Origin of the sequence: Burkholderia sp. AU31652 (assembly GCF_002223155.1) — a bacterium.
Lineage (GTDB): Bacteria > Pseudomonadota > Gammaproteobacteria > Burkholderiales > Burkholderiaceae > Burkholderia.
The window spans coordinates 13,271-36,422 of sequence record NZ_NKFG01000006.1 but is presented as its reverse complement, the minus strand read 5'-3'; the positions used below and the strand labels follow the sequence as shown (position 1 = coordinate 36,422).

Sequence of the window (23,152 nt, the reverse complement as noted above, 5' to 3'; positions counted from 1 at the left end):
CCACCGGATCCCGAGCATGAACGCACCGCTTCCCGATATTTCCCTGACCGATGCCGCGCCGGGCGGCCGCCCGCTCGAATGGGTCGGCATGCAGGGCATCGACCTGCCCGTTGCCGTGGCCGAGCCCGGCTGCCGGCGCGACGTGCATGCGCGCGCCGACGTGCAGGTCGATCTGCCTGCGCCGCACGTGAAGGGCATCCACATGTCGCGGCTGTACCGGCTGCTCGACGGGCTCGATGATGGCGCGGCGCTGTCGCCGGCCGGCCTTCAGCGGGTGCTGCACGCGATGGTCGACAGCCATCGCGACTGCGACACGCGCAGCGCGCGGCTCCGGTTGCGCTTCGACTTGCTGGCGCGCCGCGCCGCGCTGGTGACCGACGGGCTGGCCGGATGGAAAGCCTATCCGGTCCGGCTCGACGCGACGCTGACCGGCTCCCGGTTCGAGCTGCGCGCGCAGGTGACGGTCGTCTATTCGTCGACGTGCCCGTGCTCGGCCGCGCTGTCGCGGCACTGGGTCGAGCAGGCGTTCCTGGCGGCATTCGGCCGCGACGATCGCGTGGAGCCGGCGGCAGTCGCCGCGTGGCTGAAGCGGCACGCGACGGCGGCCACGCCGCACAGCCAGCGCAGCGAAGCCGTCGTCAGCGTGGCGCTGCCCGACGATGGCGCGACGCTGGGGCTGATCGACCTGATCGATCGCATCGAGCATGCGCTCGGCACGCCGGTGCAGACGGCTGTCAAGCGCGCGGACGAGCAGGCCTTCGCGGTGCTGAACGGCGGCAACCTGATGTTCGTCGAGGATGCCGCGCGCCGGGTCCAGGCCGCGCTGGACGGCCACCATGCGACCCCGCACGTGCACGTGCGCCATCTGGAAAGCCTGCATCCGCACGATGCGGTGGCCTGGGCCGCGCCGGTGCGCGAAGGCGCCGACGCATGCTGATCCGCAAGCTGTTCCGCTTCGAGAACGCGCACGTCGTGCGCGGCTGCAGCACGCGGCGCTGCTCGCATTCGATCCATGGTCATTCGTACCGCGTCGAGCTGCTGCTGGAAGCGCACGCGCTGGATCACGGGCAGATGATCTACGACTTCGGGCTGCTCAAGGGCGACGTGCGCGACCTGATCGACGCGTTCGACCACGCCGTGACGCTGTGGACGGATGACGACCCGTGCTATGTCGAGAGCATGCGCCGGCATTCCGAGCGCTGGGTGCTGCTGCCCGTGTCGCCGAGCGCGGAGCAGTTCTCGCGCGTGTTCTTTCGCCTCGTCGATGCGGCACTGTCCAGCACCCGCATGACGAACGGCGAAGCTGACGTGCGGCTGCATTCGATCATCGTTCACGAGACCGAGACCGGTTACGCGCAGTGCTTTCGCGACGATGCGTTCAACCCGCGCATGGGCCGCATCGACCTGGACGACATCGTGTTCGCGCCGGCCATCGCCGGACAGTGGCGCGATCCGGGCCTGTTCGAGCGGATCAAGCGCGGCCGCCCCACTTCAAGGCAGGAATCCTGATGATCAGAAAGAACCCGCGCGGCGACCTGCCGCAGATCCACCCGAGCGCCTTCGTCGATCCGACCGCCATTCTGTGCGGGCTCGTGATCGTCGAGGAGAACGTGTTCATCGGCCCGTACGCGGTGATCCGCGCCGACGAAACGGATGCCGGCGGCCGGATCGCGCCGATCGTGATCGGTGCGCATTCGAACATCCAGGACGGCGTGGTGATCCATTCGAAGTCGGGTGCGAGCGTCACCATCGGCCAGCACACGTCGATCGCGCATCGCGCGATCGTCCACGGGCCGTGCAAGGTCGGCAACGGCGTGTTCGTCGGCTTCAACAGCGTGCTGTTCAACTGCACCATCGACGACGGCTGCGTGGTGCGCTACAACGCGGTCGTCGACGGCTGCCACCTGCCGCCGGGTTTCTACGTGCGTTCGACCGAGCGCATCGGGCCGGAAACCGATCTCGCCGCGTTGCCGCAGGTGACGGCCGACGCGAGCGATTTCTCCGAGGACGTTGCACGCACGAACAATGCGCTGGTGCTGGGCTACAAGCACATCCAGAACGAGTTCTGAGTCATGGACGAGCCCATCCGACGTGAAGCGGGCGTGAGCGATGCGTTGCGGCGACGTCACGCCGACCTGCTGGTGCACGGCGGCACGGTGATGACACCCAACGGGGCCGAGCGTATCGACATCGCGTGCGTGGACGGCCGTGTCGTCGGGCTGGGCGCGTTGCACGGCACGTGGAGCGCCGACGTCCGGCTGGATGCCGGCGGCCTGCACGTGTTGCCGGGCGTCGTCGACAGCCAGGTGCATTTCCGCGAACCGGGCTTGACGCACAAGGAGACCCTCGAGGCCGGCACGCGCGGCGCGGTGCTCGGCGGCGTCACGACGATCTTCGAGATGCCCAACACGCATCCGCTGACGCTGACCGCGCAGGATCTGCAGGCCAAGCTGGATCTTGCGCGCGGCCGTGCATGGTGCGACTACGCGTTCTACATCGGCGGCTCCGCCGCGAACGCCGAACGGCTGCCGGTACTCGAAAACCTGCCGGGCTGCGCGGGGGTGAAGGTCTTCATGGGCAGTTCGTTCGGTGACCTGCTGGCCGACGACGAAGCCGTGTTGCGCCGGATCGTGCGCAACGGGCGGCGGCGCATGGCCGTGCACGCGGAAGACGAGGCGCGGCTGCGCGAACGCCGGGGGCTAGTCGAAGCGAGCGGCGACGTGCGGGACCATCCTCGCTGGCGCGACGAGGAAAGCGCGCTGGCCGCGACGCGGCGCATCGTCGGGCTGGCTGCCGAGACGGGCCGCCGGCTGCATGTGCTGCACGTGTCCACCGCCGGCGAAATGGCGTTCCTCGCGCGGCACCGGCATCGCGTGACGGTCGAGGTCACGCCGCATCACCTGAGCCTGTACGCGCCCGATTGCTACGAGCGGCTCGGCACGTTCGCGCAGATGAATCCGCCGGTGCGCGAGCGGCATCATCAGGACGCGCTGTGGCAGGCCGTTCGCGATGGCGTGGTCGACGTGATCGGCAGCGATCACGCGCCGCATACGCGCGACGAAAAACACCGGCCCTATCCGCAGTCGCCGAGCGGGATGACCGGCGTGCAGACGCTGCTGCCGTTGATGCTCGATCACGTGCATGCGGGCCGCCTGAGCCTCGCGCGGCTGGTCGACCTGACGAGCGCCGGGCCGGCGCGCATCTTCGGCATCGCGGGGAAAGGGCGGGTCGCGGCGGGCTACGACGCCGATTTCAGCATCGTCGACTTGCGTGCGCGTCGCATCATCCGGGACGAATGGATTGCGAGCGTGAGCGGCTGGACGCCCTATGACGGGTGCACGGTGACGGGCTGGCCCGTGCACACGGTCGTGCGCGGGCAGGCCGTCGTGCGTGACGGTGCGTTGAACGGGGCCCCGGCAGGGCAGGCCGTGACGTTTCTGGATGCCTAGATCGGCAGGCGAACCGTCTGCTTGATGCGCTTCAGCGGAATCTCGGTTTCGACGTTGCGGACGCCTTCGATCTGCGTGAGCGTCTCCATCTGGAAGCGCTGGTAGTCGTCGAGATCGCGCGCGATCACGCGCAGCAGATAGTCGTAGCTGCCGGCCATCAGGTGGCATTCGAGTACTTCGGGCGCTTGCTCCATCTCGCGTGCGAAGTGTTCGACCGTCTTCTTGTCCTGGCGCTCCAGCGTGACGCGCACGAACGCGGTGAATCGCAGGTCGACGGCAGCCGGGTTCAAGAGTGCGACATATGCGTCGATCACGCCTTGTTCCTCGAGCAGATGAACGCGGCGCAGGCATGGCGTGGGCGACAGCCCGGCCTGTTGCGCGAGTTCGGCATTCGTCTGGTTCGAATTCCGTTGCAATGCACGCAGAATGCGCCGGTCGATCGCGTCCAGTTTGATTGGCATTTTTTGCTACCAGAAGCTTGAAAACTAGAGATTAGCTCCAAATCGCGGATTTCACGTAGCCAAATACGCATCCAATCTCCACGGAAGGGCACCGATAATCTGAAGACCGGCCGGGCGATTCTCGTCCGCCGGCTATCCCTTCAGGAGCGCTCCCATGTCACATCTATCCTGGCTGCCATTCATCGCAACGTCGCTTCTGATCATCGTCACGCCGGGTCAGGACATGGTGCTCGTGATGTCGCGCACGCTGTCCGGCGGCACGCGCGCGGGCCTCGTGACGGCCGCGGGCGTCAGCGTCGGGCTGCTCGTTCATACGATGCTCGCGACGCTCGGTCTGGGCGCGCTTCTTCAGGCATCCGAATGGCTGTTCACGGCGCTGAAGGTGATCGGTGCGCTGTATCTGTTGTACCTTGGCATCACGTTGCTGCGGTCGTCGGGCGAACTGACGCTCGCGAGCGGCCGCGACGGTGCGCAGGCATCGCGGCTTCGCACGTTCGCGCAAGGCGCGCTGTCCAACGTGTCGAATCCGAAGGTTGCGCTCTTCTATCTGGCGTTCCTGCCGCAATTCGTGCCGGCGGGCACCGCGCATCCGATGCTGTCGCTGTTCGTGCTGGGCGCGACGTTTGCCGGCCTGACGTTTCTCGTCAAGGGGCCGGTCGCGTTGTTCGCGGGCCTGCTGTCTGCATCGATCCGCCGCAATCCGCGCATCCTGACGCGCATGCATCGCGTCAGCGGCGTGGTGCTGCTGGGGCTGGGCGTGAAGCTGGCGCTCGAGCGCCGCTGATCGCGGCCGCGGCGCCGGCGCGCCTGCCGGCTTTATTCCACCGGCAACGCGTCCGCCAGCGCCCGCATTGCCTCCACCGTCTCCGGGTTCGCCGGAAAGAACGCCTCGATCGCGAGTTCCGACAGCGTCACGTCGACCGGCGTGCCGAACACCGTCGTCGTGCTGAAGAACGTCAGTTCGCCGGCCGCCGTGCGCAGCCGCAGCGGCACGGCGATCTCCGCGAAGTCGGTGCGCGCGTGCGTGTCGTCGGGCTGGCCGGCCGGCGCCGGATACGCGGCGAGTTCGTCACGCAGCGTGTGCAGCGTGCGGTCGCCGCTCGCATCGATCTGCCGCTGCAGCCGATGCAGGATGTGCGCGCGCCATTCGTGCCAGTTGACGATCTGCGACGCGAGCCCGTCCGGATGCAGGCTTAGCCGCAGCACGTTGACGGGCGGCTGCAGCAGCGCCGGGTCGGCTTGCGCGACCAGCGCACCGAGCATCCGGTTCGCCGCGAGCAGCGTCCAGTGGCGGTCCACGGCGAGCGCCGGATAAGGCTCGTGGCCGCGCAGCACGGCTTCGACCGCATGGCGCGCGGCATCCAGTTGCGGATCCGAAAACGGCCGTTCGCGGAACAGCGGCGCGAAGCCGGCCGCGACGAGCAGCGCATTGCGCTCGCGCAGCGGCACGTCGAGCCGCTCGGCGAGATGCAGCACCATCTCGCGGCTGGGCTGCGCGCGGCCCGATTCGACGAAGCTCAGGTGGCGCGCGGAGACGTCCGCGTCGAGCGCGAGCGCCATCTGGCTCAGTCGCCGGCGTTGCCGCCACGTGCGCAGCAGCGGGCCGATGCCTGGCGCGCGGCCGGCGGACGGGGAGGGCGAATGGAGGGCGGCGGTCGGGTTCATGTGGCAGATGATAGGCAATCCCGCGCACCTTGGGCATTACCTCTGACGTAAGCATCGCGCCGTTCCCCGGGCGTGTCACCGCGCTGCGTTACCATAGCCCCCGTGCCAACTGAGAGACGACGCCGGACCCGCGATTGAAAACGCCTGGGCCGGTGCCGTGCATATTTACGACAAGGCATTCCAGGGGAATCCAACAATGAAAAAACTTGCCGTCCGGCTCGCCTGCGTGGCGACGCTCGCATTCGCCGCGACCACCAGCCACGCGCAGACCGAAGCTGCACAGGTGGAAATGAGGGCCGCCGCCGCGGCCGCCAACGACGCGGTCGTGAAGGGCCCGACCGACATCGACGTGAAACACGAAGCCGTGCTGAAGCTGAAAGCCGGCGAATCGTTCGTGCCGGCTGCCGAAGCCGGCCGCTACCTGCGCTCGATGGGCAACTCGATCGACGAATCCAAGCTGGTCGGCCTCGTGCTGCCCGACGATCCCGATGCCGACTGGATCTCGGTCGTGTCGTTCGAGCCGAGCGGCTATATCCGCGACGACGACGCGAAGGACTGGAAGCCCGACGAGTTGCTGAAGAGCCTGCAGTCCGGCACCGAGGAAGACAACCCGGGGCGCAAGGAGCGCGGCCTTCCGGAGACCGAGGTGGTCGGCTGGGCGAAGGCGCCTGCCTACGACGCGGCCACGCACCGGCTCGTGTGGTCGGCGATCATCCGCGACAAGGGCGCGGCCCCGAACGCCGAGAACGACGGCGTGAACTACCGGACGCTCGTGCTCGGCCGTGACGGCTACCTGTCGCTGACGATGGCGTCGACGCTTGCCGACCTGCCGAAGTACAAGGCGTCGGCCGACGAGCTGCTGTCGAACATCCGCTTCAACGACGGCAAGCGCTATGCCGATTTCAACAAGTCGACCGACCACGTCGCCGAGTACGGCCTCGCGGCGTTGATCGTCGGCGTCGGCGCGAAGAAGCTCGGCCTGCTCGCGCTGATCGGCGCGTTCGCGGTGAAGTTCTTCAAGATCGGCGCGGTCGCGCTGCTGGCCGGCGGTGCGGCACTGAAGCGCTTCTTCGGGCGCAAGCCGAAGGCGGCCGCGGTGCCGGCCGTCGCCGAGGCATCCAGCGTATCCGATGCGTCCGGCACGGAGCGCAAGGAATGACGAAGCTGTTGCTGCTGATCTTCGGCGGCCTCAAGCTCGGCAAGGTGCTCATGTCGGCGGGCACCATGCTGGCGTCGATCGCGGTCTACGCGCTGTTCTACGGCTGGCGGTTCGCCGCCGGTTTCGTGGCGCTGCTGCTGGTGCACGAGGCCGGCCACTACCTCGCCGCGCAGCGGCGCGGGCTCGACGTCGGGCTGCCGACCTTCATCCCGTTCGTCGGCGCGTGGATCCAGCTGAAGGAGATGCCGCACGACGCGGAAACCGAAGCGTACGTCGGGCTCGCCGGGCCGTTCGTCGGCACGCTCGGCGCGCTGGCCTGCTACGCGGCCGCGCGCCACACCGACAGCAACCTGCTGCTCGCGCTGTCGTATACGGGCTTCTTCCTGAACCTGTTCAACATGATTCCGCTGTCGCCGTTCGACGGCGGCCGGATCACCGCGGTGCTGTCGCCGCGCATCTGGTTCGCGGGCGTGCCGGTGCTGATCGCGCTGTTCGTGTACCGCCCGAGCCCGTTGCTGATCGTGATGGCGATCCTCGCGCTGCCGCAACTGAAGCGTGCGTGGCGCTACGACCCCGACGCGCCGGAGAACCGCGTGTACTATGCGACGTCGATCGAGACGAAGACGACGTACGCGCTCTGCTACGTGGGCCTGCTCGCGTTCCTCGCGCTGATGACGTCCGGCGTGCACGACATGCTGCGCGCCGCGCATTCGTCGATCTGACAGCGGATATCTGAGGTCGAATGCAACAACGGCGGCCGTTTTCATGCGGCCGCCGTTGCTTTGTCTTGAAGCCGAACGTCAGGCGTCGCGATGACGCAGTTCGACGCGTTTGATGTCCTTCACGATCACGAGATAGCTGAACACGGTGACGAGCGCGTTCAGCCCGACGAACACGAGCGCGCCGTTGAACGAGCCGCTCGCGCCGACGAGGTAGCCGATCGCGATCGGCGCGATGATGCCGGCCGTGTTGCCGAACATGTTGAACAGGCTGCCCGACAGGCCGATCGCTTCCTTCGGCGCGGTATCCGCGACGACGGCCCAGCCCAGCGAGCCGATCCCCTTGCCGAAGAACGACACGGCCATCAGCACGATCACCAGCACTTCGCTGTCGACGTAGTTGCAGCCGATGATGACCATCGACAGCGCCATCCCGCCGACGATCGGGATCTTGCGCGCGAGCGTGAGCGACACGCCGCGGCGGATCAGCCCGTCCGACAGCATCCCGCCGAGTACGCCGCCGAGGAACCCGCAGATCGCGGGCAGCGACGTCATGAAGCCGGCCTTCAGCAGCGACATGCCGCGCGCCTGCACGAGATAGATCGGGAACCACGTGAGGAAGAAGTACGTGAGCACGTTCACGCAGTACTGGCCGAGGTACACGCCGATCAGCATCCGGTTCGACAGCAGCTGGCGCACGTAGTACCAGCCGGCCACGCGGCTGCTTTCGGAGCGCGCGCCGTTGCTGCTGCGTGCGGCGGTGCGCACGAGGCCGCCGCCTTGCTCGATATGCTCGAGTTCCGCGCGGTTCACGGCCGGATGGTCGGCCGGATCCTTCATGACCCGCAGCCACAGGAACGCGAGCGCGATGCCGGCGAGGCCGAGCCACAGGTACACCTGGTGCCAGCCGTACGCATGCGTGAGCCACGCCATCAGCGGCGAGAACACCACGGCCGCGAAGTACTGCGCGGCGTTGAAGATCGCCGACGCGGTGCCGCGTTCGGCGGTCGGGAACCAGCTCGCGACCACTTTCGCGTTCGCCGGAAAGGCGGGTGCTTCGGCGATGCCGACCGCGAAGCGCATCGCGAACAGCGCGGCGACCGCGAACGCGGCGCTGCCGCCGAGGCCGATCGTGCTCTGCAGCAGCGTGAACGCCGACCACAGGAAGATGCTGGCCGCATACACGCGCCGCGCGCCGAAGCGGTCGAGCAGCCAGCCGCTCGGCAGTTGCGCGAGCACGTACGCCCAGCTGAACGCCGAGAAGATGTAGCCCATCGTCACCGGATCGATGCCGAACGCCTTGCGGATCGGCGTGCCGGTGATCGACAGCGTCGCGCGGTCCGCATAGTTGAGCGTCGTGACGACGAACAGCATCGTCAGGATCCAGTAGCGCACGGCGGTCCGGCGCGCGGTGCGCGCGAGGTCGAGCGGAAGCTCGCGAGAAGGGGTTTGATTAGGCACTTTAATGTATGTCGTCGTATGACTTGGCGACAGTTTATTGGCAATAATCAGACGTAGAAACCTCGGGTTTTCCCTCTGGATGGTGGCGTGAAAGGGTAAAAATCCCAGATATTGGCCGGTGAAATAAGGGTTTTGCGCGTGGCGGCACCCGCCCGACAATTGACGTGAATATTGATGCTCAGTGGGCGGACATCATATCTGTTGAGCTACAATGAACGATCTATTTTCGAACCACGGAGCACACCCCATGCAACTGACTGGAGAGATGCTGATCGGCGCCGAAGCGGTCGCCGGCTCGGCCGGTACCTTGCGCGCGTTCGACCCGTCGAAGGGCGAGCCGATCGACGCGCCGGCGTTCGGCGTTGCGGCGCAGGCCGACGTCGAGCGCGCATGCGAACTCGCGCGCGATGCGTTCGACGCGTACCGCGCGCAGCCGCTCGCGGCCCGCGCGGCGTTTCTCGAAGCGATCGCGGATGAAATCGTCGCGCTCGGCGACGCGCTGATCGAGCGCGCGCACGCCGAAACGGGCCTGCCCGTCGCGCGGCTGCAGGGCGAGCGCGGCCGCACCGTCGGCCAGCTCCGGCTGTTCGCGCGCGTCGTGCGCGACGGGCGCTTCCTCGCCGCGTCGATCGATCCCGCGCAGCCGGCGCGCACGCCGCTGCCGCGTTCGGACCTGCGGCTGCAGAAAGTCGGGCTTGGGCCCGTCGTCGTGTTCGGGGCGAGCAATTTCCCGCTCGCGTTCTCGGTGGCCGGCGGCGATACGGCGTCGGCGCTCGCGGCCGGCTGCCCGGTGATCGTGAAGGCGCACGAGGCGCATCTCGGCACGTCCGAGCTGGTCGGCCGCGCGATCCGCGCCGCCGTCGCGAAAACCGGCATGCCGGCGGGCGTGTTCTCGCTGCTGGTCGGCCCCGGCCGCGTGATCGGCGCGGCGCTCGTCAGCCATCCGGCTGTCCAGGCGGTCGGCTTCACGGGGTCGCGGCAGGGCGGCATGGCGCTCGTGCAGCTCGCGAACGCGCGCCCGCAGCCGATTCCCGTTTACGCGGAAATGAGCAGCATCAACCCCGTCGTGCTGTTCCCGGCGGCGCTTGCCGCGCGCGGCGACGCGATCGCGACGGGCTTCGTCGATTCGCTGACGCTGGGCGTCGGCCAGTTCTGCACCAACCCGGGCCTCGTGCTCGCGATCGACGGCCCCGATCTCGACCGCTTCGAAACCGTCGCCGCGCAGGCGCTCGCGAAGAAGCCGGCCGGCGTGATGCTCACGCGCGGCATCGCCGATGCGTATCGCAACGGCCGCGGCAAGCTGGCCGAACTGCCGGGCGTGCGCGAAATCGGCGCGGGCGAGGCGGCGCAGACCGACTGCCAGGCCGGCGGTGCGCTGTACGAAGTCGGTGCGCAGGCGTTCCTCGCCGAGCCGGCGTTCAGCCACGAGGTGTTCGGGCCGGCGTCGCTGATCGTGCGTTGTCGCGATCTCGACGAAGTCGCGCGCGTGCTCGAAGCGCTCGAAGGCCAGCTGACGGCCACGCTGCAGATGGACGCCGACGACAAGCCGCTCGCGCGCCGGCTGTTGCCGATCCTCGAACGCAAGGCGGGCCGTCTGCTGGTCAACGGCTACCCGACCGGCGTCGAGGTGTGCGATGCGATGGTGCACGGCGGGCCGTTCCCGGCCACGTCGAATCCGGCCGTCACGTCGGTCGGCGCGACGGCGATCGAGCGCTTCCTGCGGCCCGTGTGCTACCAGGATTTCCCGGACGATCTGCTGCCGGAAGGGTTGCAGGAAAGCAATCCGCTCGCGATTCCGCGGCTGCGGGACGGGAAGGCGGAGTAATCGGCCCGCACGGCTGATGGCGTCATGACGGCGGTCAATGCGCCGATTGCGTGCCTGAAATCGGAAAGGCGGAGGTAGCCGGTCGGCTGCTTCCGCCTTTTTTGCGTGCTTCGGAAGCTGTCGGAGAACGGGTGCATGCCACCCCGGCAGACTTTCGCCGCCCCCGCTTTTCTCCTACAGTACCGAAGCCCCGGGTCGACCGACCTGCGGGCGAAGCCTGAGAGATCCAGAAAAAGTCTAAAAGGGTACCGAATCCATGAATATCAACAAACGTGGCGACCACCTGTTCGCGGCCGGATTGTGGAAAGCGATCGGCGACGTCGCGAAATCCGTGCGCACCCAGATCGGCCAGTACAGCGAAGGACGCGTGCTCGCGAATGCACTGCTGGAATTCCAGCGCGACCTGAGCGGCAGCGAATTCGACATCACGATCAACCAGGGGCGGCTCGTCACGGGTTCCGACGCGCATTCGCTCGTGTTCGGTCAAGCCGTTCGCCGTTTCCGGCAGGACATGGAAGCGCTGGTGTTCGCGCTCCAGTACCGGCGCGGCATCGATGAACGCGATCCGGGCCTGCGCACCGAAGCGTTGATGCAGGCGAACAGCCAGCTCGCGACCGCGAAGCAGTCGGCGACGATCACGGTCGGCCGGTTCTTCGACGCGGTCGTTGACCGCGACGTACTCGGGCAGATCCTTGGCAGCGAATCGAATTCGCGCGCGCGATCGGGTGCGCAGGACCAGATCGAGGCGACACGCGTCAAGCTGGGGAACGTGCGTTACCGGATCGTCGGGGTCATCGCGCAGATGTGACGGTGGCGACACGCATTGCGGCGGATGCGTGCGTCATCGCGGAAAGCGCGCAAAAGGTCGCGGCCGGCGAATGCCGGCCGCGATGTAGCACTGCCGGCGCGGCGCCAATGCGACGTGCGCCGCCGACGAACACCGCTTATTGCGGCCCCATCTTCTTGATCAGCACATCGAGCTCCGCCGCTTCTGCATCGGTGAGATCGACGAGCGGCGCGCGCACCGGGCCTGCGTCATGGCCGACGAGCTTCGCGCCCGCCTTCACGATGCTGACCGCATAGCCCGCGCGGCGATTGCGGATCTTCAGGTACGGCAGGAAGAATTCGTCGATCAGGCGGCCGACCGTGACGTGGTCGTCCTTCGCGATCGCTTCGTAGAATGCCATCGCCGTCTTCGGGATGAAGTTGAACACCGCCGACGAATACACCGGCACGCCGAGCGCCTTGTACGCGGCCGCATAGACTTCAGCCGTCGGCAGGCCGCCGAGGTACGCGAAACGGTCGCCGAGGCGGCGGCGGATCGTCACCATGCTTTCGATTTCGCCCACGCCGTCCTTGAAGCCGATCAGGTTCGGGCAACGATCGGCGAGGCGCTCGAGCATGTCGGCGTTCAGCTTCGAATTCGCGCGGTTATACACCACGACACCGATCTTCAGCGCACGGCACACCTGCTCGACGTGGTCGGCGATCCCTTCCTGGCTGGCTTCGGTCAGGTAATGCGGCATCAGCAGCACGCCGCTCGCGCCGAGGCGCTCGGCCTCCTGCGCATATTCGATCGCGACGCGCGTCGCACCGCCCGCGCCGGCGAGGATCGGCACCTTGCCCTTGCAGGTTTCCGTCGCGACACGGATCACGTCCGAATACTCGCGCTGCGTGAGCGAGAAGAATTCACCGGTGCCGCCGGCCGCGAACAGCGCGCTCGCACCGTACGGCGCGAGCCATTCCAGGCGCTCGGCATAGGTGGACGGGCGGAAGCTGCCGTCGGCGTCGAAATCCGTCAGCGGAAACGACAGCAGGCCGTGGGAAATGATCTGTTTGAGTTCTTGCGGTGAGGTCATGGTTGGGTCGTCCGTCTAGCGCGAGTGCTGGGTTCGTTGGGAACGGCATACGAGCCACATTGGCGATGTCGTTGTATGTCATCGTACAACGAGGGGAGGGGCGACGCAAGCGGTTTGCGGGTCGATAAATAGTAGGGTCTTTCCGGATAAGGGTTTACGCAGCATCGCCGAGCAAGGTCGAATGTCATATGATGACTAACGATATGGCCGATAGCCTCCAGGAATTCCGATGACTGCTTCCCCGCTCTATATCCGTGTGCATCCGGACGACAACGTCGCGATCGTCGTCAACGACGGCGGCCTGCCCGAGGGCGCGATGTTCGCCGACGGGCTGACGCTGCGCGAAGGCGTGCCGCAGGGGCACAAGGTTGCGCTGGTCGATCTCGCGGCCGGCGACCCGATCGTCCGCTACAACGTGGTGATCGGCTATGCGCTGGTCGAGCTGCGCCGCGGCAGCTGGGTCAACGAACGCACGATGCGCATGCCCGAGCCGCCGGGGCTTGACGACCTGCCGCTCGCAACCCGCGCCGCGCCGCCGCTGCCGCCGCTCGAAGGCTATACGTTCGAGGGCTTCCGCAATGCCGACGGCTCGGTCGGCACGCGCAACATCCTCGCGATCACGACGACCGTGCAGTGCGTGTCGGGCGTCGTCGAGCACGCGGTGAAGCGGATCAAGGCCGAGCTGCTGCCGCGCTACCCGAACGTCGACGACGTGGTCGGGCTCGAGCACACGTACGGTTGCGGCGTGGCGATCGACGCGCCCGACGCCGACATCCCGATCCGCACGCTGCGCAACATCAGCCTGAATCCGAACTTCGGCGGCGAGGTGATGACCGTGAGTCTCGGCTGCGAGAAGCTGCAGCCGGAGCGCCTGCTGCCGCCCGGCACGATTCCGGTCGCGGCCGACGGTGCGACCGACAACGGCGGCGTGGTGTGCCTGCAGGACGCCGCGCACGTCGGCTTCAACTCGATGATCGACTCGATCATGACGATGGCCGAATCGCATCTCGAGCGGCTCAACCGCCGCCGCCGCGAGACGTGCCCGGCATCGGATCTCGTCGTCGGCGTGCAGTGCGGCGGCAGCGATGCGTTCTCGGGGCTCACCGCGAACCCGGCCGTCGGCTTCGCGGCCGACCTGCTGGTGCGCGCGGGCGCGACGATCATGTTCTCCGAGGTGACGGAAGTGCGCGATGGGGTCGCGCAGCTCACGTCGCGGGCGGCGACCGAGGACGTGGCGCGCGAGATCATCCGCGAGATGGACTGGTACGACCGTTACCTGCAGCGCGGCCGCGTCGACCGCAGCGCGAACACGACGCCCGGCAACAAGAAGGGCGGCCTGTCGAACATCGTCGAGAAGGCGATGGGCTCGATCGTGAAGTCGGGCAGCGCGCCGATTGCCGGCGTCGTGCGTCCCGGCGATCGCGCGAAGCAGAAGGGGCTGCTGTACGCGGCGACACCCGCGAGCGACTTCATCTGCGGCACGCTGCAGCTCGCGGCCGGGATGAACCTGCACATCTTCACGACCGGCCGCGGCACGCCGTACGGTCTCGCGCAGGTGCCGGTGATCAAGGTCGCGACGCGCAGCGACCTCGCGCGCCGCTGGCACGACCTGATGGATCTCGACGCGGGGCAGATCGCGACCGGCGCGGCCACGATCGAGGACACGGGCTGGGCACTGTTCCGGCTGATGCTCGATGTCGCGAGCGGCAAGCGCCGCACGTGGGCCGAGCAGTGGAAGCTCGCGAATGCGCTGACGCTGTTCAATCCGGCGCCGGTGACCTGACACGCGCGGCCGTTGCCGCCGGACGAAGCGGGCGCCCGAGGGCGCCCGTTTTCATTGCGGTGGAGCACGTGTCGGCTGGATGTCCACGATGAGGAGAACTGATGCATGGCGGCCCACGTCCGGCGTGCGGAGCAGCCATGGGCTCGAAGCGACCGGCGCGATTTCCTTACCCCGCACGTAATCGACTGCCCGCGCGCGGCCGGCGACGATGACTGCACGCGAACACGCAACACGCCACGTTCGCGACATCGTCCTCTCATCGACACTAGGAGCCTCGCCATGAACACCGCCCAATCCGCTTCTTCCGTTCACGCCGACCTGATCGACCGCTACTTCGACGCCTGGAACGAACCCGACGTCGCGCGCCGCCGTGCGCTGATCGACGCGACCTACGCGAGCGACGCGGCCTATCGCGATCCGCTGATGGCCGGCGACGGCCACGCGGGCATCGACGCGATGATCGCGGCCGTGCAGGCGCGTTTCCCCGCATTCCGCTTCCGCCGCACGACCGACGTCGACGGCTTCGGCCAGCACCTGAGGTTCTCGTGGGCGCTCGTGTCGCCCGACGGCGCGGCGATCGTGAAGGGCTCGGACTTCGGCACCGTTGACGCGTCGGGCCGCCTCGCGTCAGTGACGGGTTTCATCGACGAAATGCCGGCCGCGGCGTCGTGACGCGAGCGACGCATGCGCAGCGGCCACCGGGATCGGGTAACGTTATGCGATTCGTTCCTGATCCCGGAGACTAGCCGACATGCTGAAGAATCTCGACCCGCTGCTGCACGCCGACATCCTGCACACGCTGCGCGCGATGGGCCACGGTGACGAAATCGCGATCTGCGATGCGAATTTCCCGGCGGAATCCGTCGCGGAGCACACGGTGGTCGGCCGCGCGTTGCGGATCGACGGCGCCGATTCGGCGCGCGTCGCGCGCGCGGTGCTGTCCGTGCTGCCACTCGACACGTTCGTCGACACCCCCGCGTGGCGGATGGAAGTCGTCGGCGATGCGGCGGCGGTGCCGCCCGTGCAGCGCGAAGTGCAGGCCGAGATCGACCATGCGGAGGGGCGCGCGGTGCCGCTCGCGGGCATCGACCGGTTCGCGTTCTACGAGCGCGCGCAGCAGGCCTACGCGGTGATCGTCACCGGCGAGCTGCGCGGCTACGGCTGCTTCATCTTCAAGAAGGGCGTGTTGTTGAGCGACGCGGGCTAAACGCCTTTTCATCCCGCCGCCTTCGGGCCGCGCGGCCGCCGCCGTGTAAAGATTTGCTACAACCTTTTTCTTGGACACGGCCGAAACTCTGTCTATGCTGGCCCATTTGCCGCGGGCCCCGCAGGGTCGCGCGGCGCCGAACCACCCGGGTGTGCCCCGAGCGGCCGGCCGAATTGCATACGAGGAGAGAGGCATGACGCGTTCCGTCGATTCCGGCGTCATTTTTTTCGCGCGCCTGGCGCTGGCGGCGTTGTTCCTGTGGGGCGGCGTGATGAAGCTGCTCGGCTACGGGGATTTCATCGGCTACCTGCATGGGCTGAACGTGCCGTATCCGCAGGTGATCGGGCCGATCGTCGTCGCGATCGAGGGGCTCGGCGGGCTGCTGCTGATCGTCGGCTACAAGGTGAAGCCGCTCGCGCTGCTGATGGCGTTCTACACGGTCGCGACCGCGATGGTCGGGCACAATTTCTGGGACGCGACGGACGCCGCGGTCCAGCACGACATGGTGATCCATTTCTGGAAGAACATCGCGATCGCCGGCGGTTTCCTGCTGCTGTTCGTCACCGGCGCCGGCGGCGCGAGCATCGACGGCCTGCGTCGGCCGAGTACGACGTACGGCAGCCTGCGCTGATCGCACGCACGCCGTTGCGCTGAAGCAAAACAAAAGGGCCGAATCCCGCGGGATTCGGCCCTTTGTTCATGGAGCGCGTGCATTCGGTCATTCAACGCGGTGCTGGACGCCACCGCACGCGCATCGTCGCCGCTCAGTGCGGCGAATCCTCCTTCGCATCCTTCGAGAACTGCACGGCGATCGCGCCGACCACGCAGATCGCCGCGACATACACCACCGGTGCGAGCGGATTCGACTTCATCATCAGCGACACGATCACCGGCGTGAGGCCGCCGAAGATCGCATACGCGACGTTGTACGAGAACGAGATGCCCGAGAAGCGCACGACGGCCGGGAAGCTCTTGACCATCACGAACGGCACCGCGCCGATCGTGCCGACCATGAAGCCCGCGATTCCGTAGTAGAGCGGCAGCGTCGACGCGTCGGCCGCGACTTGCACGAACAGCAGGTAGTAGCACGCGGCCAGCCCGATGCCGCCGATGCCGAGCACGCGCTTCGCGCCGATCCAGCCCGCGAGCGAACCCGCGGTGATGCAGCCGGCCGTCAGGCACAGCGTCGCGACGCTGTTCGCGAACAGCGTCGTCGCGGGTGTCAGGTGGAACTGCTTCTGCAGCAGCGCGGGCGTCATCAGGATCACGACGACGATCGCGGCCGACAGCATCCACGTGAGCAACATCGACACGATCACCGCGCGGCCGTGGTCGCGCAGCACGGCCTTCAGCGGAATCTCGGCCGCGAGCGCCTTCTTCGCCTTCATCTCGGCGAACACCGGCGTCTCGTGCAGCCAGCGGCGCAGGTACACCGAGAACAGGCCGAACACGCCGCCGAGCAGGAACGGGATGCGCCACGCGAACGCGCCGACTTCGGCGCTCGAGTAGCGGCTGTTGATGCCGGCGGCCACCAGCGAGCCGAGCAGGATGCCGGCCGTCAGGCCCGCGGTCAGCGTGCCGCACGCATAGCCGATGTGGCGCGACGGCACGTGCTCGGACACGAACACCCATGCGCCCGGCACTTCGCCGCCGACGGCCGCGCCCTGCAGCACGCGGAACAGCAGCAGCAACACCGGCGCGAGGATGCCGATCGTGTCGTAGGTCGGCAGCAGGCCCATCAGCAGCGTCGGCACGGACATCATCAGCACGCTCAGCGTGAACATCCGCTTGCGGCCGAACAGGTCGCCGAAGTGCGCCATGATCACGCCGCCGAGCGGACGCGCGAGATAGCCGGCCGCGAAGATGCCGAACGTCTGCAACTGGCGCAGCCAGTCGGGAATGTCGTGCGGGAAGAACAGTTGCCCAATCGCCGGCGCGAAGAACACGAAGATGATGAAGTCGTAGAACTCGAGGGCGCCGCCGAGTGCGGCAAGGCCAAGGGTCTTGTAGTCGCTGCGCGTGAGCGCGCGTTCGGCGGCGCGAGGCACGCCGCTCAATTCGGAAGCTTGCATGGTCAGGACGATTGGTTTTCGAATAGTGTTGTCGGTGCTGCGTCTCCAGGGCCCGCTTTTCGGCATGGACTGACAAGGCGCGGCTTGCGTCGTCGAAGCGTGCCGCGTGCCGGGTGAGGCACGAAACACGCGCCGCCGCACCGGGATGGGGCGCGGCGGAGACGAAGCGTCAAAGCGGGTGGGGGGATTCTACAGGAGCGCGAAATGCACGCGCGTGGGCGCGCGCCGAGGAACGGTTCGGATCGCGAAGCCGAAGCAGACGCAGAAGCGCGCGCGGCGCGGGCGGCCGGTGAGCCGCTGACGCGCCGCGCGGGGCAGGGTTTTGCGTATCAGTTGCCGGCGATCGTATCGACCGGCTTGAACGCGCCGTGCTCGACCTTGTAGATCGTCACCGGCGCATCCCTCAGGTCGCCTTTCGTGTCGTACGCGATGCTGGGGGCCGACACGCCCTTGACCGACACCTTGCCGAGATACGGCGTGTACACCTTCGGGTCGGTCGAGTTCGCGTCCTTCATCGCGGTGAGCAGCGCGATCGTGCCGTCGTACGAGTACGGCGAGTAGGTGATCACGTCTTCGTTGAAGCGCGCCTTGTAGCGTGCCGCGTAGCCGGCGAAGCCCGGCATCTTCTCCTTCGGCAGCCCGCCCATGTAGACGATCGCGCCTTCGGCCGCGTCGCCGCCGACCTTCAGGAACGTCGGCGAGCGCGACATCTCGCCCGTCACGAACGCCGACTTCATCCCGAGCTGGCGCATCTTGCGGATCATCGGCGACGATTGCGCGTCGCCGCCGCCGTAGAAGATCGCGTCCGGGTTCATCCCCTTGAGGTTGGTCAGGATCGCGGAGAAATCGAGCGCCTTGTCGTTCGTGAAGTCGCGCTTGATGATCGTGCCGCCCGCCGCTTCGACGGCCTTCGCGAATTCGTCGGCGATGCCCTGGCCGTAGGCCGTGCGGTCGTCGATGATCGCGATGCGCTTGAAGCGCAGCGTCTTCACCGCGTACGTGCCGACGATGCGGCCCGCCTGTGCGTCGCTCGTCAGCAGCCGGTAGGTCGTCTTGTAGCCGCGCGCCGTGTATTGCGGCGACGTGGCCATCGAGATCTGCGGCAGCCCCGCGCGATCGTACAGGTCGGACGCGGGAATGCTCGTGCCCGAGTTGAAGTGTCCGATGATCCCGCGGACGTTGTCGTCGATCAGCCGCTGCGCGACGGTCGTGCCCGTGCGCGGGTCGGCCTGGTCGTCCTGCGAGTCGAGCTGGAACGTGACGGGCTTGCCGCCGATCGTCGGACGCGTCGCGTTGAAATCGGCGATCGCGAGCTGCACGCCCTTCTGCATGTCCGTGCCGTAGTTCGACTGCGGGCCGGTCAGCGGTGCGGCGAAACCGATCTTGACGACGTCGGCGGCGATGGCGTGCGCGCCCGACAGTGCGCAGGCAGCGGCCAGCGCGACGTGCGATACCTTCAGCTTCACTTTCACTTCCCCTTGATGGCGTGGTTGGGCCGCCGGCTGGCGGGCCGGCGCCGGTAAACCGGGCGAGACGGTTCGGTCGGCAGGCCGATGCGAGGGCCATGCGTGCGTGCCGCGTGCTGCCCGGGCTGTGCCGGAATCGGCGCACCTGATGGCCGATGCCGCAGGCCATGCATGCCGATTGCTGCCGCGGCGTGAGGTCGTCTCGTGACCGTGAAGCGAAGTCTAGATAGCGAAAATGCGTGCGTCTTGCGCGTTCGATGCGCGGCCGGCGACGATATCGGCATATCGTCGATAACCCTGATATATGCCGAAATCGTCACGCCGAATGCGCAAACGCGCCAAGACGCTGCACGTCCGCATTTCTATGCTGGCGAGTTCGAGCGTACGGTGCCGGTGTGCGAATGCGCCAGTCCGCGCGTGGCGTGCCGCCACCGACGCACGCGGGGTGGCTGCGTCGACACAAGCGGATTCGCGGCGGGCCGCCGCACGCTCGACGCAGTGGTTGCGCGCGCAACCTATGTCGCATGACGATGCCGGCCGATCGGCGGTACGTTGCGACGGCCGCCGCCAACTTGCCCGCCTTTGCGATCGGCGCGACGCGATCGAAGGGGCGCTTCTATAATCGACGCCATCTGCCACTCGCATTGCGGTTGCCGGGATGACGCCCTTGCTTGCCGTACCGCCCATGAGCCTGTCCGAACCGTTGCGCTACCAGCCCGACAACGCCGATTTCGGCGCGATGCTTGCGCACTTCCGCCTGCTCGAACCGGTGTTCGATGCACTGCCGGACGTCGCGTTCTTCGTGAAGGATGCGGGCGGCCGCTACGCGATCGTCAATCGCACGCTGGCGATGCGCTGCGGCTACAAGGACAAGCGCGACCTGCTCGGCAAGACGGCCGACGAAGTGTTTCCGCGCCGCTTCGGCCGCAGCTATTTCGAGCAGGACATGGCGACGATCAACGCCGGCCAGCAACTGGTGGACCAGCTCGAACTGCACCTGTATCCGGGCCGTCAGCCGGGCTGGTGCCTGACCTGCAAGGAGCCGCTGCGCGACGCCGCGGGCAGGGTGGTCGGCCTCGCGGGCATCTCGCGCGACCTGAAGGCGCACGAGGGATCGCACCCGGCGTACAGCCGGCTCGCCGACGTCGTGCAGCACATCCAGGATCACTACGTGCAGCCGCTGAACCTGAAGCAGCTCGCGCAGATGGCGGGAATGTCGGTCGCGCAGCTCGAACGCTACTTCCACAAGGTGTTCCACCTGACGCCGCGCCAGGTGCTGCTGAAGACGCGGCTCGACGCGGCCACCGCGCTGCTCGTCACGCACGACAAGGTGACCGACGTCGCGGCGCTATGCGGCTATACGGATCACAGCGCGTTCACGCGCCAGTTCAAGGCGACGGTCGGCGTCACGCCGACGGAATACCGGTTGATGCTGCAGGAGCGGGCAGGGTGACGCGACACGCCGACAGGGCCGGCGAGTCGCTGGGAATCGGGGTGATGCGGGAAAACGGGAAAGGGATGAAAACGGCGGCTCAGCGGTAGCCGAGCCCTTTCAGGACGGCGGTGCCGTCTTCGGTCAGCCGGAAGCTGGGTGCCGTTTCGGTGTCGAGCTTGACCATCTCGACGAGACCGGCTTCCTGCAGCGCAGGCAGTTCGGGTTTGGCATTGGCGCCGATCGGTGCGTGCAGCAGCACGAGCAGCGTCGCGATTTCATGATGACTGAGCAGGCGGCGCAGCATCGTCTTCTTTGCAGGGGGCGCGGCCGGGCGGCCCGCGGGTGCTTCTACGGCGCTCATCGCTTTCCTCCTTTTCGAGATAACCATCGGGTACTGGCTGCGGATGGTGCCGTCGAAGACTTAAGCGATTCTTAAAACCGCACGGGGCGACGGGATGCTGCGCTGCGGTATGGGTTACGGGATGTAACGCCATATGGGAAGCGGTTTCCGGCCCGATCGCGGCGAGCCGCGCGGGCGGGGGCGCGGCCGAGCGATTCACCACGATGGTGCGCGCAGGACGCGGCCCTTTGAAGCAGCCGCGGGCCGAGGATGTGATGCGCCCCTTGAATCCCTGTCGGCTTCCTTCCCTTATTTCCTGCGCTGCGCCTGTGCGGCGAGGCGCACGGCCGCATTCGTCGCGCCGTAGCCGTCGTATCCGCCGCGCCGCTCGACGATCTCGAGCGAGAAGCGGTTGTCGACCAATTCTGTATACGCGTGCAGGAATTCGCCGCCGTGCTCGTCGCGGTCGTACAGCAGGTGATGCGTGCTCAGCGTGTCGATCAGCTCGTCCGACAGCGCGTAGCGCGCGGCGAGATCGTCGTAGTAGTTCGGCGGAATGCGCAGGAACGGAATGCCGTCGGCCGCGAACGCGGCGACCGTCTTCACGATGTCGTCCGTGCGGAACGCAACGTGGTTCAGCCCCGTGCCGTGGTAGCGGTCGAGCGATTCGGCGACCGCCGTGTGCCGGTCGACCGACGCGTTCAGCGCGATCCGCACCGAGCCGTCGGCGCTGCGCACCGCGCGGCTGCGCATCAGCCCGTACGGGTCGGGCACGAGCCAGCTGCGCTCGGCCTCGAAGCCGAATGCCGTCTTGAAGAACAGGATCCACGTATCGAGCGCGTCGGCCGGCAGCGCAAGGCATACGTGGTCGATACCCGTGAGCGGGCCGACTTCGCTCGGGCCGTCGATGTCGGTCAGCACGAAATCCGATTCGTACAGCGTCGGCGCGTTCGGCGCTTCGTCGACGAAGTATTCGAGGCTGCCGTCCGGCGCCTGCACGCTCGGCAGCACGCGCTCGTTCGGCCCGACGCGGCCGGAGAACGGCGCATAGCCGAAGCCGGCCGCGCGTTCGAACGCCACTTTCGCGTCGTCGACACGGAATGCCGATGCGCACAGCGACAGCCCGTGCTGCTGGAAGAACGCATCGGCGAACGAGTCGCGCTCCGCGTTCAGCACGATCGACGCGGCGCCGTGCTGGAACAGCGTCACGTCCTTCGAGCGATGGCGGCCCGCGAGCCGGAAGCGCATCCGGCCGAGCCATTCGCCGACGGTCGTCGCCGCCTGCGCGTCGACCGCGAATTCGATGAACTGGAACCCGACGTGCGCGGGCGGCGCCGGCGGCGCGAACAGCGGTTGGCCGGCGGCCGGTGCGCGGCCGTCCTGCGCGAGCCGCTCGCGCGTCAGTTCTTCCAGATAAAGCAGCGAACGATGCCCGTCGGCGGCGGTGATCGCGGTCGGCGCGGCGCGGAAGCCGTCGTTGAAGATCTCGAGCGACAGCGGCCCCGTATAGCCCGACTGGATCACGCGCGCGGTGAAGCGTGCGAGGTCGAAGTCGCCCTGGCCCGGGAACGAGCGGAAATGGCGGCTCCATTCGAGCACGTCCATCACGAGCTTCGGCGCATCGGCGATCTGCACGAACGCGATCCGGTCGCCGGGGATGTCCGCGATCGCGTCCGGCGAATCGTCGAGCGACAGCGTGTGGAAGCTGTCGAGCGCCAGGCCGAGGTGCGGGCTGTTCACGGCATTCACGAGTTTCCACGCATGGCCGTAGCGCTTCACGACGCGGCCCCACGCGAGCGCTTCGTACGCCGCGACCACGCCGGCCTGCCGCGCGGCTTCGGCGAGCGCGCCGAGCTGGTCGACGAGTAGCCCGTCGTCCGCGATCGTGTCGGCCGACACGTTGCTGCACACCAGGATGCGGTCGGTGCCGAGCGCATGCATCACGTCGAACTTGCGCTTGATCCGGTCGAGGTTGCGGGCGAGCTGGGCCGCGCTCACCCCCTCGAAGTCGCGAAACGGCTGGAACAGCACGATGTCGAGGCCGAGATCGGCGGCCATGCGCCGGACGTCGGCCGGCGATCCATCGAAGTAGACGAGGTCGTTTTCGAAGATTTCGACGCCGTCGAAGCCTGCGGCCTGGACGGCGGCGAGTTTCTCGGCGAGCGTGCCGGACAGTGACACGGTGGCGATCGAGCGCTGCATGGGCGATTCCTGAGGATGAGCGGGCATGGCGTCGGCCGAACCGACCCTG

Annotated in this window: 22 protein-coding genes; 14 read left to right on the top strand and 8 right to left on the bottom strand. The window is 67.5% G+C overall.

The window, feature by feature from the left end; genetic code table 11:
* The first annotated feature begins 16 nt into the window (after positions 1 to 16).
* Genes folE2 through CFB40_RS30245 form a run of 4 tightly spaced genes read left to right on the top strand, consistent with a single transcriptional unit; the run spans position 17 to position 3,449 of the window.
* Positions 17 to 937: a GTP cyclohydrolase FolE2 gene (gene folE2 / locus CFB40_RS30260; RefSeq protein WP_179255321.1), complete on the top strand. Its 921-nt coding sequence runs from the start codon at positions 17 to 19 to the stop codon at positions 935 to 937.
* Entirely contained in the window at positions 931 to 1,509 is a 579-nt protein-coding gene (locus CFB40_RS30255; protein WP_089433371.1) for a 6-pyruvoyl trahydropterin synthase family protein, read from the top strand. Before folE2 ends, CFB40_RS30255 begins: the two co-directional genes overlap by 7 nt.
* Positions 1,509 to 2,069, top strand: coding sequence for a gamma carbonic anhydrase family protein (locus CFB40_RS30250; RefSeq protein WP_089433370.1), 561 nt, complete (start codon positions 1,509 to 1,511; stop codon positions 2,067 to 2,069). The genes CFB40_RS30255 and CFB40_RS30250 overlap by 1 nt, the downstream gene beginning before the upstream one ends.
* A 3-nt stretch (positions 2,070 to 2,072) precedes the next feature.
* On the top strand, positions 2,073 to 3,449 hold the full coding sequence (locus CFB40_RS30245; protein WP_089433369.1) for a dihydroorotase: 1,377 nt from the start codon (positions 2,073 to 2,075) through the stop codon (positions 3,447 to 3,449).
* On the opposite strand, the gene CFB40_RS30240 is transcribed toward CFB40_RS30245, so the two are convergent.
* On the bottom strand, positions 3,446 to 3,910 hold the full coding sequence (locus CFB40_RS30240) for an Lrp/AsnC family transcriptional regulator (protein ID WP_089433368.1): 465 nt from the start codon (positions 3,908 to 3,910) through the stop codon (positions 3,446 to 3,448). The two genes, CFB40_RS30245 and CFB40_RS30240, sit on opposite strands and share 4 nt — an antisense overlap.
* Before the next feature lie 154 nt (positions 3,911 to 4,064).
* Here CFB40_RS30240 and CFB40_RS30235 point away from each other — a divergent pair, with 154 nt between their 5' ends.
* Entirely contained in the window at positions 4,065 to 4,694 is a 630-nt protein-coding gene (locus CFB40_RS30235; protein WP_089433367.1) for a LysE family translocator, read from the top strand.
* 32 nt (positions 4,695 to 4,726) lie between these two features.
* On the opposite strand, the gene CFB40_RS30230 is transcribed toward CFB40_RS30235, so the two are convergent.
* Positions 4,727 to 5,575, bottom strand: coding sequence for a helix-turn-helix domain-containing protein (locus CFB40_RS30230; protein ID WP_089433366.1), 849 nt, complete (start codon positions 5,573 to 5,575; stop codon positions 4,727 to 4,729).
* Positions 5,576 to 5,771: 196 nt separating this feature from the next.
* On the opposite strand from CFB40_RS30230, the gene CFB40_RS30225 reads away from it, so the two are divergent.
* Together CFB40_RS30225 and CFB40_RS30220 are read left to right on the top strand one after the other, a co-directional pair.
* Positions 5,772 to 6,734 carry a DUF2167 domain-containing protein gene (locus CFB40_RS30225; RefSeq protein WP_089433365.1) on the top strand — a complete coding sequence of 321 codons (963 nt, stop codon included), beginning with the start codon at positions 5,772 to 5,774 and terminating at the stop codon, positions 6,732 to 6,734.
* Positions 6,731 to 7,456: a site-2 protease family protein gene (locus tag CFB40_RS30220; RefSeq protein WP_089433364.1), complete on the top strand. Its 726-nt coding sequence runs from the start codon at positions 6,731 to 6,733 to the stop codon at positions 7,454 to 7,456. Before CFB40_RS30225 ends, CFB40_RS30220 begins: the two co-directional genes overlap by 4 nt.
* A gap of 78 nt (positions 7,457 to 7,534) precedes the next feature.
* On the opposite strand, the gene CFB40_RS30215 is transcribed toward CFB40_RS30220, so the two are convergent.
* The gene (locus CFB40_RS30215; RefSeq protein ID WP_089429008.1) at positions 7,535 to 8,914 is read right to left on the bottom strand and encodes an MFS transporter; all 1,380 of its coding nucleotides are present in this window, start codon (positions 8,912 to 8,914) and stop codon (positions 7,535 to 7,537) included.
* Between the two features lie 247 nt (positions 8,915 to 9,161).
* Here CFB40_RS30215 and CFB40_RS30210 point away from each other — a divergent pair, with 247 nt between their 5' ends.
* Positions 9,162 to 10,739, top strand: coding sequence for an aldehyde dehydrogenase (NADP(+)) (locus CFB40_RS30210; RefSeq protein WP_089433363.1), 1,578 nt, complete (start codon positions 9,162 to 9,164; stop codon positions 10,737 to 10,739).
* Positions 10,740 to 10,995: 256 nt separating this feature from the next.
* The gene (locus tag CFB40_RS30205; protein WP_089433362.1) at positions 10,996 to 11,547 is read left to right on the top strand and encodes a hypothetical protein; all 552 of its coding nucleotides are present in this window, start codon (positions 10,996 to 10,998) and stop codon (positions 11,545 to 11,547) included.
* A gap of 136 nt (positions 11,548 to 11,683) precedes the next feature.
* On the opposite strand, the gene kdgD is transcribed toward CFB40_RS30205, so the two are convergent.
* Positions 11,684 to 12,598, bottom strand: coding sequence for a 5-dehydro-4-deoxyglucarate dehydratase (kdgD, locus tag CFB40_RS30200; protein ID WP_089433361.1), 915 nt, complete (start codon positions 12,596 to 12,598; stop codon positions 11,684 to 11,686).
* A 229-nt stretch (positions 12,599 to 12,827) separates the two neighbouring features.
* On the opposite strand from kdgD, the gene garD reads away from it, so the two are divergent.
* From garD to CFB40_RS30180, 4 genes are all read left to right on the top strand, one after another.
* Positions 12,828 to 14,381, top strand: a complete 1,554-nt coding sequence (garD, locus tag CFB40_RS30195; RefSeq protein ID WP_089429012.1) for a galactarate dehydratase — start codon at positions 12,828 to 12,830, stop codon at positions 14,379 to 14,381.
* 279 nt (positions 14,382 to 14,660) lie between these two features.
* The gene (locus tag CFB40_RS30190; protein WP_089429013.1) at positions 14,661 to 15,053 is read left to right on the top strand and encodes a nuclear transport factor 2 family protein; all 393 of its coding nucleotides are present in this window, start codon (positions 14,661 to 14,663) and stop codon (positions 15,051 to 15,053) included.
* A 79-nt stretch (positions 15,054 to 15,132) separates the two neighbouring features.
* Positions 15,133 to 15,588: an RbsD/FucU family protein gene (locus CFB40_RS30185; RefSeq protein WP_089429014.1), complete on the top strand. Its 456-nt coding sequence runs from the start codon at positions 15,133 to 15,135 to the stop codon at positions 15,586 to 15,588.
* A 193-nt stretch (positions 15,589 to 15,781) separates the two neighbouring features.
* Positions 15,782 to 16,219, top strand: coding sequence for a DoxX family protein (locus CFB40_RS30180; protein ID WP_069260786.1), 438 nt, complete (start codon positions 15,782 to 15,784; stop codon positions 16,217 to 16,219).
* 133 nt (positions 16,220 to 16,352) lie between these two features.
* Here CFB40_RS30180 and CFB40_RS30175 read toward each other — a convergent pair whose 3' ends face one another.
* Positions 16,353 to 17,660 (bottom strand): MFS transporter, encoded by a 1,308-nt coding sequence (locus CFB40_RS30175; RefSeq protein ID WP_089429015.1) that lies wholly within the window; start codon positions 17,658 to 17,660, stop codon positions 16,353 to 16,355.
* Positions 17,661 to 17,989: 329 nt separating this feature from the next.
* Positions 17,990 to 19,126: a branched-chain amino acid ABC transporter substrate-binding protein gene (locus tag CFB40_RS30170; protein ID WP_089433550.1), complete on the bottom strand. Its 1,137-nt coding sequence runs from the start codon at positions 19,124 to 19,126 to the stop codon at positions 17,990 to 17,992.
* 658 nt (positions 19,127 to 19,784) lie between these two features.
* Here CFB40_RS30170 and CFB40_RS30160 point away from each other — a divergent pair.
* Positions 19,785 to 20,579 carry an AraC family transcriptional regulator gene (locus CFB40_RS30160; protein ID WP_089429017.1) on the top strand — a complete coding sequence of 265 codons (795 nt, stop codon included), beginning with the start codon at positions 19,785 to 19,787 and terminating at the stop codon, positions 20,577 to 20,579.
* 79 nt (positions 20,580 to 20,658) lie between these two features.
* On the opposite strand, the gene CFB40_RS30155 is transcribed toward CFB40_RS30160, so the two are convergent.
* Both CFB40_RS30155 and CFB40_RS30150 read right to left on the bottom strand, forming a co-directional pair.
* Complete coding sequence (locus tag CFB40_RS30155) at positions 20,659 to 20,922, bottom strand: hypothetical protein (protein ID WP_039367795.1); 264 nt, start codon at positions 20,920 to 20,922, stop codon at positions 20,659 to 20,661.
* A gap of 288 nt (positions 20,923 to 21,210) precedes the next feature.
* Positions 21,211 to 23,103: a bifunctional sugar phosphate isomerase/epimerase/4-hydroxyphenylpyruvate dioxygenase family protein gene (locus CFB40_RS30150; RefSeq protein ID WP_089433360.1), complete on the bottom strand. Its 1,893-nt coding sequence runs from the start codon at positions 23,101 to 23,103 to the stop codon at positions 21,211 to 21,213.
* Positions 23,104 to 23,152 lie beyond the last annotated feature (49 nt).